Source organism: Bacteroides pyogenes, from assembly GCF_014196225.1.
Classification (GTDB): domain Bacteria; phylum Bacteroidota; class Bacteroidia; order Bacteroidales; family Bacteroidaceae; genus Bacteroides; species Bacteroides pyogenes_A.
In genome coordinates this window covers 1-19,742 of record NZ_JACIDI010000006.1, presented here as the reverse complement: position 1 = coordinate 19,742, position 19,742 = coordinate 1, and the positions used below count along the sequence as shown (strand labels likewise).

At 49.1% G+C, this 19,742-nt stretch carries 14 protein-coding genes and 1 pseudogene; 7 read left to right on the top strand and 8 right to left on the bottom strand.

Going from position 1 to position 19,742, the window contains the following annotated elements:
* The first annotated feature begins 621 nt into the window (after positions 1-621).
* Both GGR07_RS05395 and kduI read left to right on the top strand, forming a co-directional pair.
* Positions 622-2,046: a PTS galactitol transporter subunit IIC gene (locus GGR07_RS05395; protein WP_034543881.1), complete on the top strand. Its 1,425-nt coding sequence runs from the start codon at positions 622-624 to the stop codon at positions 2,044-2,046.
* A 31-nt stretch (positions 2,047-2,077) separates the two neighbouring features.
* Positions 2,078-2,998, top strand: a complete 921-nt coding sequence (gene kduI / locus GGR07_RS05390; protein ID WP_034543882.1) for a 5-dehydro-4-deoxy-D-glucuronate isomerase — start codon at positions 2,078-2,080, stop codon at positions 2,996-2,998.
* A gap of 391 nt (positions 2,999-3,389) precedes the next feature.
* Here the strand turns inward: kduI and GGR07_RS05385 are convergent, their stop codons facing one another.
* The 5 genes from GGR07_RS05385 to GGR07_RS05365 all read right to left on the bottom strand — a co-directional run bounded on the left by GGR07_RS05385 (position 3,390) and on the right by GGR07_RS05365 (position 11,313).
* Positions 3,390-6,740: a DEAD/DEAH box helicase gene (locus tag GGR07_RS05385; protein WP_034543884.1), complete on the bottom strand. Its 3,351-nt coding sequence runs from the start codon at positions 6,738-6,740 to the stop codon at positions 3,390-3,392.
* Positions 6,737-7,546 (bottom strand): twin-arginine translocase subunit TatC, encoded by an 810-nt coding sequence (gene tatC, locus GGR07_RS05380; protein WP_034543885.1) that lies wholly within the window; start codon positions 7,544-7,546, stop codon positions 6,737-6,739. The genes GGR07_RS05385 and tatC overlap by 4 nt, the downstream gene beginning before the upstream one ends.
* A 10-nt stretch (positions 7,547-7,556) precedes the next feature.
* On the bottom strand, positions 7,557-7,772 hold the full coding sequence (locus GGR07_RS05375) for a Sec-independent protein translocase subunit TatA/TatB (RefSeq protein ID WP_021646646.1): 216 nt from the start codon (positions 7,770-7,772) through the stop codon (positions 7,557-7,559).
* Positions 7,773-7,864: 92 nt separating this feature from the next.
* Positions 7,865-10,348, bottom strand: a complete 2,484-nt coding sequence (locus GGR07_RS05370; RefSeq protein ID WP_034543887.1) for a bifunctional UDP-N-acetylmuramoyl-tripeptide:D-alanyl-D-alanine ligase/alanine racemase — start codon at positions 10,346-10,348, stop codon at positions 7,865-7,867.
* Positions 10,324-11,313, bottom strand: a complete 990-nt coding sequence (locus GGR07_RS05365) for a GSCFA domain-containing protein (RefSeq protein WP_034543897.1) — start codon at positions 11,311-11,313, stop codon at positions 10,324-10,326. Before GGR07_RS05365 ends, GGR07_RS05370 begins: the two co-directional genes overlap by 25 nt.
* Before the next feature lie 185 nt (positions 11,314-11,498).
* Here GGR07_RS05365 and GGR07_RS05360 point away from each other — a divergent pair, with 185 nt between their 5' ends.
* The 5 genes from GGR07_RS05360 (at position 11,499) to GGR07_RS05340 (ending at position 17,709) form a co-directional block, all read left to right on the top strand.
* Positions 11,499-11,969: a hypothetical protein gene (locus GGR07_RS05360; protein WP_051990670.1), complete on the top strand. Its 471-nt coding sequence runs from the start codon at positions 11,499-11,501 to the stop codon at positions 11,967-11,969.
* A gap of 108 nt (positions 11,970-12,077) precedes the next feature.
* Positions 12,078-12,563: a TlpA family protein disulfide reductase gene (locus tag GGR07_RS05355; RefSeq protein ID WP_122056492.1), complete on the top strand. Its 486-nt coding sequence runs from the start codon at positions 12,078-12,080 to the stop codon at positions 12,561-12,563.
* Positions 12,560-14,272, top strand: a complete 1,713-nt coding sequence (locus GGR07_RS05350; protein ID WP_221213946.1) for a DUF6029 family protein — start codon at positions 12,560-12,562, stop codon at positions 14,270-14,272. Before GGR07_RS05355 ends, GGR07_RS05350 begins: the two co-directional genes overlap by 4 nt.
* 11 nt (positions 14,273-14,283) lie before the next feature.
* Positions 14,284-16,353 (top strand): Omp28 family outer membrane lipoprotein, encoded by a 2,070-nt coding sequence (locus GGR07_RS05345; RefSeq protein ID WP_122056491.1) that lies wholly within the window; start codon positions 14,284-14,286, stop codon positions 16,351-16,353.
* Between the two features lie 99 nt (positions 16,354-16,452).
* A complete protein-coding gene (locus GGR07_RS05340) occupies positions 16,453-17,709 on the top strand; it encodes a zinc-dependent metalloproteinase lipoprotein (protein ID WP_172545174.1) in 1,257 nt (418 codons plus the stop codon).
* Positions 17,710-17,830: 121 nt separating this feature from the next.
* Here GGR07_RS05340 and GGR07_RS05335 read toward each other — a convergent pair whose 3' ends face one another.
* The 3 genes and pseudogenes from GGR07_RS05335 to GGR07_RS13780 form a co-directional block, all read right to left on the bottom strand.
* Positions 17,831-18,304 (bottom strand): HU family DNA-binding protein, encoded by a 474-nt coding sequence (locus tag GGR07_RS05335; RefSeq protein WP_034543893.1) that lies wholly within the window; start codon positions 18,302-18,304, stop codon positions 17,831-17,833.
* Positions 18,305-18,466: 162 nt separating this feature from the next.
* Positions 18,467-19,393: a tyrosine-type recombinase/integrase gene (locus GGR07_RS05330; protein ID WP_034543895.1), complete on the bottom strand. Its 927-nt coding sequence runs from the start codon at positions 19,391-19,393 to the stop codon at positions 18,467-18,469.
* A gap of 58 nt (positions 19,394-19,451) precedes the next feature.
* Positions 19,452-19,742 (bottom strand): annotated as a pseudogene (locus tag GGR07_RS13780) (transposase); the annotation flags it as partial.

Here is a 19,742-nt window from a genome sequence, read left to right as displayed (position 1 = left end):
GCGGGCTTTGAAATCAAACATGCTGATGTTTGATTTCAAAGCCCGCTGTGTATCCCAAACGTTTCACTGTGTTCCGGAACAACCGACGAATGCTTCTCCCGCCGGACCGGCAACTATCCGATATCATCGAAACGGTATTTTACCGTACTTGCCCGGTAAAATACGATTGTCGCTGTTCATCCTTGATAAAACCCGTCTGAACAGAACTTATCGAAAAGAACCAAAGAGAATCCGAAGAAAAGAACAGGAAAACCGATACAAAAAATCAACACAATACATCAGTCCCCCAAACGAAAAGAACAAAGCGAAACAGCTTTTTTCATCGCCTTTTTTTAAGAAGGGAAACCAACGTCTCGTATGCTAAGGGAGTGAAGAATCATATCCGGACAGTAAAGACATATACGGTTTACGAAGCCGATTTGCCCTTTTCGTGCACGAAAACGAGTAATTTTGTGCACGTAAACGCAAAAAACGTCCATTTTTAACGCCTAAGCCGATAAATTAGTTGTTTCGCCTTGCAATAAAGCGGAAAAGGTCGTATTTTTGACACGTTTTGCGTTCGTTGCCTCTTCGGAGGGAAATAGTATTTTATCATTAAAAACATAGAAAAAATAGAACAGAATGGAATCAGTCTTTAAGTACATTATCGGTCTGGGTGCGGCAGTAATGATGCCGGTTATCTTCACAATTTTGGGAGTGTGCATCCGTATCAGATTTGCCAAAGCATTCAAAAGCGGCCTGCTTGTGGGAGTCGGTTTTGTCGGGTTGTCGGTTATCACCGCATTGTTGACAAGCAGCCTCGGTCCGGCACTGAGTAAAATGGTAAAAATTTACGGTCTGGAATTGGGTATTTTCGACATGGGATGGCCTTCTGCCGCAGCAGTAGCCTATAACACCTCCGTAGGCGCCCTCATCATTCCGGTATGCCTCGGAGTCAATTTGCTCATGTTGCTCACAAAAACCACCCGTACCGTCAATATCGACCTCTGGAACTACTGGCATTTCGCATTCATCGGCGCCATCGTTTATTTTGCGTCGGGCAGTATCCTGTGGGGATTCTTCGCAGCCATTATCTGTTACATCATCACGTTGGTAATGGCCGACCTGACCGCTCCTTCATTCCAAAAGTTCTATGACAAGATGGACGGCATCTCCATTCCGCAGCCTTTCTGCCAAGGTTTTGTTCCTTTCGCCGTTGTCATCAACAAGCTCTTGGATAAGGTTCCCGGATTCGACAAACTGAATATAGATTCGGAAGGAATGAAAAGAAAATTCGGTCTGCTGGGCGATCCTTTGTTTTTGGGCGTAGTGATCGGATGCGGTATCGGCGCGCTGGGATGCAGCACCTGGCAAGAAGTTGTCGACAATATTCCCGCAATTTTGGGACTGGGCATCAAGATGGGAGCGGTAATGGAGTTGATCCCTCGCATTACCAGCCTGTTTATCGAAGGGTTGAGGCCGATTTCCGACGCGACTCGCGAACTGATCGCCAAGAAATACAAGAACAACACCGGACTGAATATCGGAATGAGCCCCGCATTGGTTATCGGACACCCGACAACGCTGGTTGTTTCGCTGCTTCTCATTCCGGTTACCATCTTATTGGCAGTCGTTCTTCCGGGCAATCAGTTTTTGCCGTTGGCTTCCCTGGCAGGAATGTTCTATCTGTTTCCGCTCATTTTGCCCATCACCAAAGGGAATGTGGTAAAATCGTTCATCATCGGACTGGTAGCTTTGATTGTCGGACTATATTTCGTGACCGGATTGGCGGGCTTCTTCACGGCAGCCGCGAAAGACGTGTACGCGCTTACCGGTGACCCTACCGTAAATATTCCCGAAGGATTTCAGGGCGGAGCACTCGATTTTGCCTCCAGCCTGTTCTGTTGGGCTATCTTCCACCTGACGTACACCATAAAGATTATCGGTCCTGCCCTGCTTGTGGCATTGGCTCTCGGAATGGCTATCTACAATCGTACACGGATAAGGAAACAAGAAAAAATGCCGGTGAGCGGACAAGCGGATGAACAAACAAGTTATAAACAATAAACGGATTCAATACATTTAAAAGATTCGAAATATGAAAAAATTAGCAATTGCAATGATGTTGGGGCTGGCGGGCATATCCGCTTCGGCGCAGGTGAATTACAAGATGCAGGTGGCTTGCAACCCGCAAGACGTGAAGACGTATGACACAAACCGCCTGCGTAGCAGCTTCCTGATGGAGAAAGTAATGGTGGCCGACGAAATCAACGTTACCTATTCCATGTACGATCGCTTCATCTTCGGCGGGGCCGTGCCCGTAAGCAAAGAGCTGGCGCTGGAAACAATCGATCCGCTGAAAGCGCCTTACTTCCTGTTCGCCCGCGAATTGGGCGTGATCAACGTCGGCGGACAAGGCGTTGTGACCGTAGACGGCAAAGAATACACGTTGAACTTCAAGGAAGCCTTATATGTAGGCAGGGGTAACGAGAAAGTCACTTTCAAAAGCAAGGATTCGAGCAAGCCGGCTAAGTTTTATATCAACTCGGCTCCGGCTCACAAGGAATACAAAACGCAACTGATTACCCTCGACGGCCGCAAGGGTTCGCTGAAAGCCAATTCGATGGCTGCAGGAAAGATGGAAGAAAGCAACGACCGTGTCATCAACCAGCTGATCGTAAAGAACGTTCTTCAGGAAGGTCCGTGCCAATTGCAGATGGGATTGACGGAACTGAAATCGGGAAGTGTGTGGAATACGATGCCGGCACATACCCACAGCCGCCGCATCGAAGCGTATTTCTATTTCAACGTACCCGAAGGAAACGCTATTTGCCACCTGATGGGCGAACCGAAAGAACAACGCTTGGTATGGATGCAGAACGAACAGGCGATTATGTCGCCGGAATGGTCGATCCATGCAGCAGCCGGTACGAGCAATTATATGTTCATCTGGGGCATGGCGGGCGAAAACCTCGACTACAGCGACATGGACAAAATCAAATATACGGAAATGCGTTAATCGTTCGCAAGCTTTAAAAGCAGGAAAAATAAAATTCTCGGGAAACCTCATACTTCCTCTTCAACGGAAGCTATGGGGTTTCTTGTTTTTAAGGTATGGGGGGCTTATTTTTCATGCTTTTTCCCCCGAAACCGATATCTCACCCGTCCACCGGGCGGCATCCCCCTATAGCCCCGCATCGGGAACACGGCAGAAAGTAAGAGACAACACATCCGACAGGAGTGTGAAAAGAATCGGGGAAGCCTCGCAACCTCCCCGATTCACAAACCTTAAATCTAAATCTCTATGAAAAACGCTTTGCAAATATAGCCGTTTGCACGACAAGCAGATGTTAACAAATCAAATAAAGTTGAGGAGTAAAAGCGAATGATTGCAAAAAAGCAAGCGCAGACTAATCCGTCTCTATGAAATCCAGCAAACTCTTATATAAAGAGTTATGCTCGAGAAGCGCGGGAACGCCGATAATAAACATTTGCTTTCTGGCACGCGTCAAAGCGACATTCAGCTTCCGGTCGATCGGGACTCCTTCTTCCTCCGTAAGATTCGACAAAAGCCTCAACTGGTAGGGAAAATTGACACAGAACGAATAAATGATCACATCGCGTTCGCTCCCCTGGAAACGCTCTACCGTATCCACCAGAATGCCGTCGAGCGCAGGAATCGCCAACGCTCTTATCTCTTTCTTAATCAGCGCAATCTGACTGCGATAAGGAGTAATCACCCCCAATGTACGGGTTTCGTCGAAACTCTCCCGGTACTCGTTGTAAATACGGGCAGCCAGTCGGGCAACCATACGGGCTTCCGAACGGTTCACCTTTGCCGGCATTCCGGGTTCTTCGGGTATGGAAGGATAAAAAGCCAGACGAACCCTCTCTTCCGCAGGTTCCGCCTGATGAGGAAGCCCCACAGGTTGCAGGCGTCCGCCGTAAAAAAAGCGATTGGCAAAGAGGGCGACTTCGGGATGCATGCGCCCTTGACGGCAAAGCATGTCGTAAGAGCGGGGGATGTCGCGCGTCGTCCGGTAAAGACGTTCGAACAGGGAATCTTTCAGGTTCGCCAGTCCGATGGAGCGCAACGAAGCTTCAGAAATCTCCGACTGCCCGGGACTTTGAAGGACGACTGCGGGCAACTGTTTGTGGTCGCCTATCAGGACGAACTTCCCCACCGCGTCGCTCCCATCTGCGGCACGTGCGGAGAGAATGCCCAGAAGCTGGGGTTCCAGAATCTGCGTGGCTTCATCGACGATCGCCACATCGAAACGTTTCAACCGGAACAATTCCGGTTTGCCCGAAATGGCTGCCACCGTCCCCACAATGACACGGCAATTGCGAATACGCTCGTACACTTCCGCCCGCCGGCTGCAAGAGGAAAGTTTGTTTTCGATCAGATGCTCCCGGTAAGCTTCCTCACAAGAAAGCTCGCTCCCCACACGGATAAAGTCGACTTCCGGAGCAATGGAAGCCACTGTCTTGCATATTTCATCCACCGCACGGTTTGTATACGACAGCAACAGGATCTGCGTATCTCCCTCCCCATAAAAAGTCTCCACCATTTTCTTCAAAGCGCACGAAGTCTTTCCCGTTCCCGGAGGACCGACGAGCAAGAAGTAGTCCTGCGCGGCTTTCGCTTTCAGGGCGATGCGCGAAAAATCATCGGCGGCTTCCGCAATCTGTCCGTCCGGAGTCTCGTCGAACCGTGGCGGGCGTTGCGCCAGCAGTAAGTCTCTCCGATCCTGAGTCGCGCACAAAAAAGCATAAAGTCCCTGATACATCATCCGGAAAGAGGTATCCATCGTGTCGTGCTCTATGGCGTACGAACTGCCGGCGGGCAACACCGACGGGTTTTGCTGCGCGGAACGGAGGCGGACGCGAACGGTTTCTTCCGAAAGCGACTCGATATTCCCTTTGAAAATCATCTTGTTCGTTACATTGTCCACATCGGAATTCCGTTCGTACAAGACGATAGCATCGCCTTGGCGGAAGTTGGGAAGAGCCGTTTCGTATCCGTTTCCGCTCCGGCAAAGCGTCAATCCCGCTTTATGCTCGTCCGCCGCACGATTCTCCGTAATCTTCAAATCATACATAATCTCTCCCGACTCGCATTTTTCCGCCAGTGTGGAAAGCCATAGCGCAGCCGCCCCCGTACGCCCCTCGTAGTCGGCGTCGCCCGACTTGGAAGTATACAGTTCCTTCGTGATGAAGTTGTACAACGCGTAGAAATAGTCTTGCTCCAGAGGCGAGAGTTTCTGCAACTTCGACGGAAAAGCCTCTATGGAAGGGCGGAGATAGTTCTCCCAGAAACGCCCCGACAGCCTTTTCTCGTTCAAGGTGGAGGGATCGATCTCCGCCAGCTTTTGCGCCGTATATCCGGTGCTGTTCCGCAACTGCACTCCGTACTCGTCGGCAACGATGCGGTTGCGCAGATCGATGGCACGGCGAACCATCGCCCACGAAGGGCGCGCGGGATAAAGCAGGGGGTATCGCGTATAAAAAAGATACGCTTTCACCTTGCGGTGATCCATTCCCATGGAATATTCCAGCACCGCCTGATAAAGCAACATCTGTATCTTATTGTTTTCTTTCGGTTCCACTTTGCCTCGAATCGAATATTCATCCGCCTTGCCCGACTTCATTTCGATGAAAGAAGACATATCGCGCTGCATATAGTCGAGACGCCCCTGCAACCCCAGCGGTTCGCATATGTAAGAGGGTTCGAGCACAGCGTCTTTCTTGTCCAGCTCATATCCCGGAGCATGAAACGTATGGCAAACGGTGTCGCGGATATGCTCGAAGTGCATCTTGCAATCATCGAAAAACCGGCGTTCCTTCTCCCGGTCGTACAGGTCGGTACAAGCCGCCAGTTCGATGGGATAACGGCGGAACGCTTTCTGCATGCAGGCACGATAGTCCACTTCCTCTCCTTCGGCATGTATCCATTCGTCCAGAAACAAGTTGGCTATATTTCCCAACAGCAAAGGCCTCGCATTTTCAACCGGTTGCAGCCGCGAAAGAAAGTAGTTGGCAGGATGATGCCCGTATTCCCGGAAACATTCCGCCAGCGAACTGATGTCGATAAGATAGTCCGGTTCGAGCACGATAAACGACGGAGTGAGTACGCCTGCCTCATCGACGGCCACGTCGAGCAGGTTCAATTGGGCATGGCTCCACAGCAACCGGCACGTCGCGGCGAACTCTTCGTTGATTCCGGCAACGTTATAACATACCCGAAGCGTATCTTCGGAAAGTTCATCCAGGCGATTCACATAAAGATACCTTTCATCGGCATATTGGAAGCATACCCGCATCCGCCGGATACGGCGCAAGGCAAGAGGGGCGGCGTGATAAGTCGCGTCGGCACGCGGAAGCAGTTTGTAGAGTTCGCCGGGAATCTCTTCCTTAAAAAGCCGGCGGACTAAAAACGCCAGCGTCTTCGCGTCTCTCAACAGATGCTCTCTCGTGGCGTCTTCCACACGATTCAGTATCCGGTTCGACGTTAGCCGGAACGTATGCAGGCGATTCTGCTCCGCCACCGAAAGCCCCTCCTTAGCCGAGAGGAAGCTGATACGAGCCGAAAGGTCCGTCATTTGCAAACTTTCGTTCCGTATCCGGGCCCGGCAGATACGTTCGAGAAGGTCGCGCATTTGTTTGTACCCGACCGACAGCCTGCTGTCTTCCATCCGGCAGACAGCCGTCAGCAAACCGTACGATTCCGTGGCTTCACCTTTCAATCCGTGCAGACTCATTCTTCCGGCTCCGATCTTTCTACGGTTCTCGTTTTATCGCGAATCATCAGCACGCTCATTTCATAGAGCAAATACAGCGGAATGGCTACCACGCTCAACGTGAACGGATCGCCGGTGGGCGTGATGACAGCCGCCGCGATGACAATAACAACTATCGCATGGCGGCGGTATTTGCGCAGAAAAGATTTGTCGACCACCCCCAGCAACGACAGGAGCCATGTGACCAACGGAAGTTCGAACGCCAGTCCCATGCACAGGATAAGCATCATGAAGTTGTCGATGTAGGAGTTGAGCGAAAGAATGTTTTCGATTTCTCCGCTCAATTGGTATGTGGAAAGGAAGCGGAGAGTCAGCGGATAGACCATGAAATAGCCCACGAGCACGCCGACAAAAAACATCAGTGTGCCCAGAACCAATGCTTTCCGGACTCCTTTGCGCTCGTTGGGATAGAGCGCCGGACTGACGAAATGCCAGATTTCGAAGAAGAGATAAGGCATAGCCGTAACCACAGACATCCAGAACGCAGTAGAGAGATGAATGAAAAAGGGGGCTGCCAGATTGATATTGACCAGCTTCACGTGAAACTGCTGAGTAAAGAAATCGTCGGTCAAATCGAGTCTTTCGCCGATGGCTCGCAACAGATCGTAGAAGATGAAGTCGTTGTGGCACGGGGCAAGTATGACGCGGTCGAACAGATACGGCATCGCCATAAAATAGCCTACGGCCAACAGCGTCCACACGCCGATTACCCGAAACAGTACCCGCCGCAGCTCATCCAAATGATCCCAAAAGGTCATTTCCGCCATCGCGTCCCCTTTACTTAGCCGAATCCGAAGGTTGATCTATCTCGTCTTTCGCTTTATTCAGTTCCTCCTTGGCCTCGTTCACTCCTTCCTTGAAACTTTTCACACCTTTTCCCAGACCACGCATCAGTTCGGGAATCTTTTTTCCGCCAAAGAGAAGAAGAATCACCAGAGCGATGATGATCCACTCGGAACCACTCGGCAAAAAGCCTAACAATAAGTTTGTCATAAGTTATATCGATTATAAAGTTTCCTCTTGTTTCATGCAAATATACGATAAATTCGGCAGAGAGCCCTACACAGAGCTGCGGAGTTTTTCCGTCAATCCTGATAATACACCCGCTTTACCCTTGCGGATACGCTCGTCAACACTTCATACGGAATGGTTTCGAGCTTGTCGGAGAGCACCGTGATAGGCAAATCGTCGCCGAAAATAATTGCTTTGTCCCCTTCGCGGCAATCAATGTCCGTAACGTCGATCATACACACATCCATACATATATTGCCTACGTACGGAGCTTTGCTGCCGTTCACCAGACAATAGGCGTTGCCGCGTCCCAGACGGCGGTTCAGTCCGTCGGCATAGCCGATAGGTATGGCGGCAATGCGCGAAGGGCGCTCCAAATGCCCCATCCGGCTATACCCCACCGTATCTTCTCCGGACACATCCCTTATCTGAAGAATGGTCGTCTTCAGCGTACTGACGTTGTGAATAATCGAATTATCTATCGGATTGACTCCGTAAAGCCCGATGCCGAGGCGCACCATATCGAACTGGGCTCCGGGGAAGCGTTCGATGCCTGCCGTATTGCAGATGTGGCGCAGTATCTTATGCGCAAAAGCCGACTGCAATTCTTGCGCGCCCTGCTCGAACAACTCGATCTGCCGACGGGTGAAAGCGTCGAACCGGGAGTCGTCGCTGCCCACAAAATGGGAGAATACCGAGCGGGGAATCACCGCATTCTGGTTTTTCAAGCGGCGGACGAGCTGCGGTATCTCATCGACGGTAAACCCGAGCCGGTGCATTCCCGTATCCAGCTTCACGTGGATGGGGAAATTGGTGATTCCTTCTTTCTCCGCCGCCTTAATCAACGCGTCGAGCAGATGGAAATTGTAAACTTCGGGCTCCAGCTTATAATCGAACAAGGTTTTGAAAGATGTTGTCTCCGGATTCATGATGATGATGGAAGCCGTGATGCCTGCTTTCCTCAGCTCCGAACCTTCATCCGCCACGGCTACCGCAAGATAATCGGCGTGATGTTCCTGCAACGTTTTGGCTATTTCGTACGAACCCGCCCCGTAAGCGGCGGCTTTCACCATGCAGACTACCTTCGTTTCCGGGCGGCGAAGCATCGAACGGTAGTGGTTCAGGTTGGCTATCATCGCGCCGAGATTCACTTCCAATATGGTTTCGTGCACCTTCAGTTCCAGCGCTTCCGAAAGCAGATCGAAGTTAAACACCCGCGAACCTTTCAACAAAATAGCTTCCGAATGCAAACGTTTCAAAAGGTCGGACGCCAGCAACGCCTCCGTGTTGGGGAAGAAATACCTTTCGGACAGGCCTTCGAAGCGGGCCTCGCACGAAGAAATCTCCGCCCCCACTCCTATCAGTTTGTCTATTCCGCGACTCTGCACCAGTTGTGCCACCCGGCGGTAAAGAGTTGCCGTGCTTTGTCCGGTTTCCAGTATGTCCGACAGGATGAGCGTGCGCTTCAGCCCTTTTTTCTCGGAGCGGCGCACGAGGAAATCGAGCGCGATATCCAGCGAAACCAAGTCGGAATTATAGCTGTCGTTGATCAGCACACAGGCATTTTTGCCTTCCTTCACTTCGAGCCGCATGGCTACCGGCTCCAGACGCGCCATGCGTTCGGTGATCTGTTCGGCAGGTGTCATCAGATAGAGGCACGCCGCCAGACAGTTCAGCGCATTTTCAATGGACGCGTCATCAACGAACGGTATCTGAAAACTGTTGTCCATATCCAGATAACGATAGGCAACGGTCGTATGGTCTTCCGCCTTCGTCACCTTACTGATATACAGCGGCCGCTCGATGTCGGTGCGGCTCCATGCGATCTCCCGCGCTCCAAGCATCGACTTGAGCACGCAGTTGCTGATGAGTTCGTTGTCGCCGTCGTAAATAATCACATCGCAGTTTTTAAAAAGCGACAGCTTCTCCATGCACTTCTCCTGAAGCGAAAAGAAGTTTTCCTGATGCGCTCCGCCTATATTGGTGAGGATGCCGATGGTCGGTTTAATCATTCGCTGCAAGGCGCTCATCTCTCCCATTTCGGAGATGCCCGCCTCAAAGATGCCCAGTTCGGCCTCTTCGCCCAACTGCCATACAGACAGCGGCACGCCGACCTGCGAATTGTAGCTGCGCGGCGAACGGACGATAAAACGGTCGGGACTCAGCAACTGGTGAAGCCATTCCTTTACGATGGTTTTGCCGTTGCTGCCCGTAATCCCGATTACGGGAATCCGGAATTTCTCGCGGTGCAGCTCCGCCAGTTTCTGCAAAGCCTTCAAAGGATCGCGAACAACCAAGAAGTTCAGCTCCAGAGAGTTTTTCTCTTTCAGCTTCTTGTAATCATCCTCGCTCAACACGAAATTCGTTACGCCGCGGGCGCAGAGTTCGGGAATATAGCGTGCGCCCGTATTACGCTTGGTAGTCAGGGCAAAAAAAAGAGTCTCTTCGGGGAAGCTCAGCGAGCGGCTATCGGTAAGCAACCAGTCGATGGCAGCCTCACGCGAGCCGATACGGCGTGCGCCGATACATTGGATTATGGATTCAATCGGGTATGACATGTTTCTGTTTCTTTTCTGAAGTCTAAGTACGGGTATTTTCCGTTAAGTCGTTCTATTTTTAACACTATTTGTCCTAAAAAGCGTTGATAAGCCTCCGAACCGGGATGGAAGGGGCGGTGTTCGAGGTCGCGCCGGATTTCTTCCACCGCAGCGATTATCTGCTTTGTCGCGGAAGAGAAGAATGTTTCGGCAAAACACTCCCACAGGTAACGGACAGCCAAAGGCGAGGGATGCAGCATATCGTCCGCATAAAAACGGTAGTCGCGCAGCTCGTCCATCATAATCTCATAAGAGGGAAAGTAAAAGACCTGCTCGGGCAGACGCTGCTGAAGGCGGTCGGCCGCCAAAAGCAAGGTCGCTTTGCTGATTTGGTTGGCGTGCATTCCGTCGCGCGCATGGCGTATCGGGCTCACGGTAAAGAGTATTTTCAGACGCGGGTTGAGTTCCCGAAGCATGGTTATAAGCTCCAGATACTCCTCCGCCGTTTCTTCTGCCGTAAGCAACCGGCGGCGGAACAAACGCTCAGGGCGTTTGTGGCAGTTGGAAACAACCCCTCCCGTTTCTTTTTCCTCGTACACATAAGCCGTCCCCCAAGTCAGCATCAGCCAATCTGCCTTGCGCAAATAGTCCCGCGAGCGGCGCAGACGTGCGTTGACGCGTTCGAGAACGGCGTCGGGCGAAGCGTCCGAAAAGCTGCCGTGATGCATCGGGCTGTGCCAACGATCGTTGTAAAAAAACAAATCTCCCGCCTTGTATTCCCTTCCTTGCAGTATATCGCGCAAGGCTTTCGCCACAGAAAGCGGGTTATACAAAATGCCGAAAGGATTTATATCCACATCGAATTTGCTCTCCGCCAGCAATCGTCCTATGTTCTCGGCAAAGCACGACCCCATCAGGAGAATCGGTTTTTTGTGCCCGACAGAGGGCAGGCGGACAGGCAGTTCAACTTTGGTACGGAAATCCATCATCGTAATCGTTTGTTTTTCTATCGGCAAAAGTAATGAAAAAAGAGATGCGGCAAAAGTTCTTCGCCCGTCATTCATGTGCCGTCCGGTTTTTCGCCGGGCACAACTTTAATTCGCAGGAGGCGAAGCAGCGGGTTTCATGAAAGCGAAGCGGAGTTTTAGTTGGAATAAAACAGAGCCTTTATTTGGATGAAACAAAGGCTCTGTTTGGAGGAAACAGAGGCTATATTCGGATGAAAAAGAGACTCTGTCGGGATAAAACAAAAGCTATATTTGGAACGAACAAAAGCAGCGTCAAAATAAAAAAAGATTTTATTCGAGCTCACAAAAGTTGTGTGAGAATAAAACAAAAAATTTATTCGAATCAAACAGAAACCCCATCAACCGGAAACGATGCCTCTGCCGGAAAAACAATGCACATGAGAATCGCAATTCTTCCGAACATGCGGCGTGCCAAACGCATCCCGCCATTCCGCTCCTCATGCCCCATCCCGCTTTATACTACCACATCGACATACCCGAACCGAATCGCTCCTTTTAGGGGAGAATGCCGCTTCGACTCTTTAGCGCAAGCCAAAACCTTCCCGATTCGAAGCACTCTCTTCAGAAGAATGAATCGGATGCAAGACAAAATACATTTTTTTCAACTAATTTAGACTGGTTCTTTATACGACAGTCATTATTTTTTCATATTTTTGCCGCCCGAAACTCTTTTAAAATCAGAATCGACGAACGAAATTGTTATAATATACGAATAGATAATAATGCTGAACAAATTTCTTTTGACCGGCTTTCTGCTTGCAGCATGCCTACACACGAAAGCCCAGATTCCAACCGTCAATCTGAAAGACATCGACGGTAAGTCCATCAATACCGGCAAAGTCAGCAATGACGGAAAGCCCCTTATCATCAGTTTTTTCGCGACGTGGTGCAAGCCTTGCCTACGCGAACTCAACGCCATCAACGAGGTGTACGAAGAGTGGCAGGAAGATACGGGCGTGAAACTCATAGCCGTATCCATCGACGAAGGGGCGAACAGTTTCAAGGTAAAACCGCTGGCACGCACGCAAGGCTGGACTTTTTCCGTTTGGCTCGACAGCAATAAGGACTTCATGCGCGCGATGAACGTAAACATGGTTCCCAGCGTATTCGTGCTCGACGGCAAAGGGAACATCGCTTACCGCCACACAGGGTATGTGGAAGGCGGAGAAGCCGAATTGATCAGACAGGTAAAGGCAACAATACGATGAAAAAGCTATTATCCGCTGTTTTGTGCATGGCGGCGACACATGCCATGCTCTCTGCCCAAGACATACAGGGCAACGATTCTTCGCGCACGGACAATCCGTGGCGATGGAAAGCGAGCTTCAGCCTCCAATCGGACATCCACTACGCCACCCGCAAAGGGGAGCTGAACGATCGCTGGAGCGGAAACACTTACGTGACGGGCAGCATACAGAATCAATTTCTTGAAATAGGGATGCGTCTGGAAGAACTCAACCATCCCTTGCCGGGACATGAGGACGAAAAAGGATGGGGAGTTCCGAATATCTATGTGAAAGGGCGGTATAAGTTCGTAGAAGCCACCGCAGGAGACTTTTACGAGCAGTTCGGCAGCGGCATGCTGCTCCGGTCTTACGAAGACAGAAGCCTCGGCATCGACAACTCCATCCGCGGAGGACGCATCGTGCTCACGCCGGCGCGATGGGCTACCATTAAAGCGTTGGGCGGACAACAGCGCAATTACTTCGACCGCAAAGGGCGGGTGTTCAGCCGTGAGCGCGGCTATCTCTGGGGAGGAGACGTCGAACTGAGCGCAAGCCAATGGTTCAAAGCAATGAACGACAACGGCTGGAACCTGAATGCAGGCGCCTCGTGGATAACGAAACACGAGTCGCCCGACCCTATAACACAGGTAATAGACGGAAAATTGCACCGCCTCAACCAGCCGGAAAACGTATCGGCCTTATCCGCCCGCCTTCGGTTACAGCACGGAAACTGGGATGTTTATACCGAATATGCGCATAAGCTCAACGACCCGAACGCAACCAACAACTACATCTACAGAAGCGGTTCGGCGGCGATGCTTACCGCAACCTACGCCCGTAGCGGAATGAGCGTACTTCTCGGAGCGCGCCGGAGCGAAAACTTCGACTTTCGTTCCGAACGCACCGCCACGCAGACTGCCCTGCGCATCAACCACTTGCAACCCTTCACGCAGCAGCAAAGCTATACGCTTGCAGCCCTCTATCCGTACGCCACCCAACCCGGCGGCGAGTGGGCGCTACAGGCGGAAATGCGCTATCGCTTCAAGAAAGGTTCATGGGCAGGAGGCAAATACGGCACGGGAATCAAGCTATCCGCCTCACACATAAGGGGGCTGAAGAAGAAATGGAACGACCCGCGATGGGAAAGCAATCCGCAAGACGCCTCCATGATGGGGACAGACGGATACAAAAGCGATTTCTTCGGCATGGGCGAAAGGTATTTCCACGACATAGATCTGGAAATCAGCAAAAAGATATCGCGTACATACAGCTTCACATTCACCTATATGAACCAGTATTACAACCGGCAAATCATCGAAGGGCATGCCGAAAACGGAGATATCATCCGCAGCAACCTGTTCATATACGATGGCAAGCACAAGCTCTCACAACGTCTTTCGCTGCGTACGGAACTGCAATACCTCCATACCCGGCAAGCGGAAAAGGACTGGTTGTTCGCTCTCGTGGAATGCTCGGTGCTTCCTCATTTCATCTTCTCCGTCAGCGATCAGTGGAATACCGGAGTCACCAATAAGCATTACTACATGGCATCGGCGGCAGGAATGTTCGGCAATCATCGCCTGCAACTATCTTACGGACGCACACGCAGAGGCATCAACTGCTCCGGCGGGGTATGCCGAATGATGCCTGCCACAGAAGGCGTTTACTTATCTTATAATCTGAATTTTTAATCCGACCAGTCATGAAAACAAATCTGAAATACATCATCATTTCCACCGTTCTTCTTTTATTTGCCGGCGCATGCGAACAAATAGGAAACAATGAGCGATGGACGCCCGAAGAAGAAAACCTGCTTCCCGAAAAAGAAAGAAGCACGGTGCTTGTAGAAGAGTACACGGGACAAAATTGCATCAACTGTCCCACAGCGGCAGCCGAACTGAAGAAAATCTCCGGAAGCTACCCGAAAAACGTAATCACCGTATCCATGCACGCCGCCCGCACAGGTCAGGTGAGAGAAGAGCTGGCTTCGGAAGCTGCCGATGCTTATGCTGCGCAATATGATATTCCCGGCTCGGTGCCCGGCATACTGATCAACCGCCGGAACCTTTCCGGAGAAGGAAAATATTCTCAGAAAAAGGCTTTATGGAGTTCGCTCATCCGCCGGGCAGTCAACACAAAAGCCGGATACCGCATAGATTTAAGCGCGGAACAAACAGCCGGCAAGAAATTCGATATCAAGGTCGCAGCCCTCTCCCTGCAAGAAAAAGCCGCTTCCGCGAAATTAGGCATACAGCTTTGGGCGGTAGAAGACATACGCGCGGAACAAATGCTTCCCGCAGGCAAGAAAGCCGATTATTTTCATCACAACGTGCTGCGCGGAGCACTCAACGGAAATTCAGGAGCAGATTACACCTTAGGCGAAACTTACCGTCTGCAAGTCGCTCTGCCCGAAACGGTAAAAGAAACGTCCAATGCCAAAATAGTCGCTTTTCTGTTCGACCGCGACACGAAAGAAGTGCATGAAGCCGCCATCGTTGCCTTAGGGCAAGGCATACAGCCCGATGAAGCGGACGAGACGGGTGAGGAAGAAAAACCGGAAGCCGAAAAGAAAGAGGCTATTTCATTCCGGTACGACAATGAGACAATAAGCTCAGGAAGTACAATCAAAGCGAGTAAAATAGAATTATCGGGCAAAGACGGAGCAGAAACGGAAGTTATAAGCCCGCTCATCTATACAATACCCGGTAAAAAACATGCAGAGGGCGAATATACACTCGAAATAACCAAAGAAAATCACCCGGGGAAAGAGCTCGGCGGGCTCTCACAAATATGTGCCGGTGGGCAATGTCAGGATTCTCCAAGCACAGAAAAGTTCACCAAAGAGCCATACGAACTGAATGAGGAAGATTTCATTCAGATCCATTACAAAATAGCGAAAGCCCGCGAAAATGAGAAAACGGACTACCGCACACGCCTCTCCATCAAGCATAACGGGAAAGAAGTGGCTTATATACACATCATCTTCAGCTACGATCCCGAAAAGAGACCGGAGAAAAAGCCTGAAGACCCCACGCCGGAACCGATAGAACCCGCCCCTGTTCCGGAACCGGAACCGGAGCCGAACCCCGCACCTTCACCGCTTCCTCCTGCGCAACCTCAGGAAAAAACGAAGTCGAACGTACTGGTAATGGATTTCACGGGACAAAGATGCGGCTATTGCATATATGAGATAAGAGAGCTGGCGGCACTGGAAGAGGAATACCACCCCAACCTGATAGTTGTTGGTATTCACACCTCACATTATAATGTCAATCGGAACTTTACCTTCAATCAATGGTACGAATACGCCGACAAATGGGTTACCGGATATCCTACAATTATATTCAACAATAAAGTCAAATCAAGAAACTTGTCGTATCAGGCAAAAGAGCATATAGGAAAAGCTCCGGTATTGTCTTCCGAACTTAAAGCAAAAGTAAATGCGCGCAGCGTCGAACTTTCTTTCAAAGCAACAGCCGTTAAAGGAAAAGAAGGTGAGCTCGGAAGCAGAAAATTGAACGTGCTGTTCTGGGTAACGGAGAACGGCTTGCAAGGTTATCAGGCCGGGGAAGGATACGATTTCATCCACAACCATATCTTGCGAGGCTATCTTAACGGATTATGGGGAGAAGAGTATGCGCTGAACACAAAAATCGATATGCAGAAAGGACTTCCTGAGAAAGTTCTGGTTCCTCAAAACTGTGAGCTTATTGCCATCGTGCTCGATGCCGAAACCAAAGAGTTTCTCGACGCAGTAAAAGTGAAACTTTAATCCTGTTTTTAAAACTTCACCCATAAATAGCATCATAATCGGAGAATGAATTTTATGTATTCAACCGAACACTTACAGTTCAAACATATCAAAATATCAATGAATTCTTTTATATATCTTGTTTGCAGGAGGCGCTTACCGCGCCTTGCAAGCTATTTCTTTTACCTGTCGGTATTTTGTCTGTCATTTTATTCCTGTGCTCAGGACTCACCCATCGATATTCAGGAACCGGAGAAAACCAAAGAGGAGCAAACGGCCGACCAATCCGACAACCAACCGAAAGAGCAGCCGGAAGAAGACAATCAACCCGGTGAACAACCGTCCGGAGAATCCGATCCGAAGGGTTCCGGAGAAACTCCTGAAAGCGACTCACATCCTCAGACATATACACTGCAAGAGTTGGAAGCAATGACTTATGAACTGGAGGTTATTTTTCACGTGCTTGCATCTTCCTCATCCGAGCTAAATGAGAAAATAACTTCAGAACGAATGCAAGACATATTAAATGGAGTCAACGATTTATATGCCGGAAAATCCGGCGGGCCGGACATACGTGTCCGATTCGTTTTGGCAAAAAACGACCCGGAAGGAAACAGGCTTGAAGAAGCAGGCATTGTCCGCACATCCATCGCACAAGACCACTTAGCCTACACTACAGTAAGGCTCGACAGCAAAGACGGAGAATTTCACCAACAATCCTGGGACATAAAGCAATATATCAATGTCTATATTTTCCGCTTCGAAGAAACAGGAGTTTATGGCGTATCCACTTATCCCGACATGCCTGCGAACCATCCATTAAAGGGACTTCAGAGCTATCATCCTTCAAACCTTGACAGGCATAATCCTTGTGTAGCACTCAATGAAACTGCATTCGGAGGATGGAAGAAAAGCACAGGAAAATCGCCGGTGAATACTCGTGCTGCCTATGTAACGGCACACGAACTGGGACATTATCTTGGATTGTACCATCCTTTCAAATACGGAACAGACTTTCAAGACTACTGCGACGACACCAAAGAGTATGACCGCCATCAATATGAAAACAAGCGCAAGAGCCTTCTGCAACAGGAAATAACAGACATATACGAAAAGCACGTCCCCGAAGAGGAAGTCGTGAAAAGACGATACATGCGTACTCCGTTAGACGGCAGTTCACCTTTCTTGTCCACTAATATCATGGATTATTATGATACCTACGGAAACCGATTCACCGATGATCAGGCAAAACGCATGCGGGAATGCCTCTATTACAGCCCCACACTGCCGGGCCCCAAAATAAAGACCGGAGTATCTACACGAGCAATCACACCCGTTCAGCCATATAAAACCCAATGTGTAGTGTGCGGCTCTTAACTTTTCCCATTAAACACACAACAAAATAAGTCATTCGGTATAATAAAACGGAAAACGTGTTTGCAAGTTACCTCCCCGTTGCTTGCAAACACGTTTTCCAGTTATCGTCCCTTATCCCCTATTATAAAGAAGGATCCGGCGCTTCATCTCCCCCTGCATCCGGATTCGGCTTCCCACCGGAAGGAGCGGGCGTCACCGTTTTTTTCTGGGACTCCGTTTGTCTTTCAACGCCTACCGTACGCAACATGCTGCGGAATTTATTCCCCGGCGTAAAGACAATCTTAACCCTTTCGATCGTGGTACTATCCACCTTTTCGGCAACCTCCTGGCTTCTCGACTTAATTCCCGGACGGAAACATCCGAAATCTCCCAACTGTACCGAGATGCCCTTTCTCAAGTTAATGTTCAGCGTATCGATCAACGCGTCGAGCACAAACTTCACAACGCCGCTGGGAACCAACCCCACCTTCGTTATCTCCTCACACAACGTTTGAAAGTCCACCGTATTGGTAATCACATTCTTTGCTACAAACTTTTCGGTTTTCTGCTTGTCGAAACCGAAGACCGTTTTTTTAACGACATATCTAAGTGCCATACTCTTTTTTTTTTAAAGTTCAATACATTCAATTATCATTTCTCCTTGTGATCACGACACAAAAGTATGAACACCAAATCAATCATACAAATAAAAATCGAGAAGTGTCTTAATCAAATTATTAATATATATCGATAGGGCAGAAAGGAAGGTCGGCTCTATCTACCGCACTGTTTTAAACATCTTGTCAATACATTTTTTCTTTTGTTCCATATTTGGATGCACATACAGATTGAGCGTCGTACCAATATCTGAATGACCAAGTATCACACTAACAGTTTTATAATCACAATTACTCTCAATACAACGTGTAGCGAAGCTGTGGCGAAGTCCATGAAATTTTAGCGGTGGAATATCGAGCTGCTCCATCAATCGTTTATAATAGTTACGATAGGTACGTGGCTCTGTTGGCTTTTCCTCATTTGTAAGAACATAAAAATCACCATTAACTATCTTCTTTAACGGACGAATCATCTTTATCAACTCCCTATTCATCGGAATATCACGAATAGAGCTTCTCGTCTTAGGCAGTCCTATTATTACCTTAGTATATCTTTTATTTCCATCAACCGAATAAATGCGTTCAATAGTTCTGCGAACACAAATCACTCCATTCACCATATCAATGTCATTCCAAGTCAAAGCACAAATCTCACCGATGCGCATACCCGTAGTAAGACAAATATATATGCCGAGATTGCGAAATGTAAAATGTCCTCCGATGTACTGCAATATCCGCTTATGGTGAGCGATACTAAGCACCTCCAATGTTTTACTCTCCTGCATTGTCGGATATTTTAAGCTCCATTCTTTATGAGTTATCCATCCCAACTTCGCACCAAACTTCACGATCATTTTCAGTACTATAAGCATATCTTTCACAGTCTTAATACTTAAACCTTGTTGAATTTTAAGTAAAATAAAATTTTGCACTTTCTCCTCCTCTACTTCAGACATATCACCAAATACCGGAAGTAAATGATTTTCTAAGATGAGAACATAAGCCGAATAAGTAGAAATTTTCACATACTTACGTTTGTCTTCTTTCCACAAAATAGCAATTTCCCTAATACTTTTATTTTTTTCCATAGCGTAATTAATTATTGATTAATACATACATTAATAGTTCGTTAAAAATTCGCCAAGGCTAAGCGGCTCTGGCAGTAAATAAAATGAGTTCTTTGAAAAGTTTGTCAATAACTTGCGGGTCTGGGTTAATCCCGAACACGCAAATAAATCGTTCAAGCATATAAGCATTGTGTATGAATGACTTGCAAGAGGATATGGAATAGACTATTCCGAGCCTCTTACATGCCGCTTTGGCCAAGTTGATGGCAGCCAGGGATGCATTGAAGTGAAAATCCAACTTTCTAAAGTCAGTTGACTGACAGTTGGTGATTCCTGCATGCTGCTTTCCATCTCTAAAGCAAAATTCCAA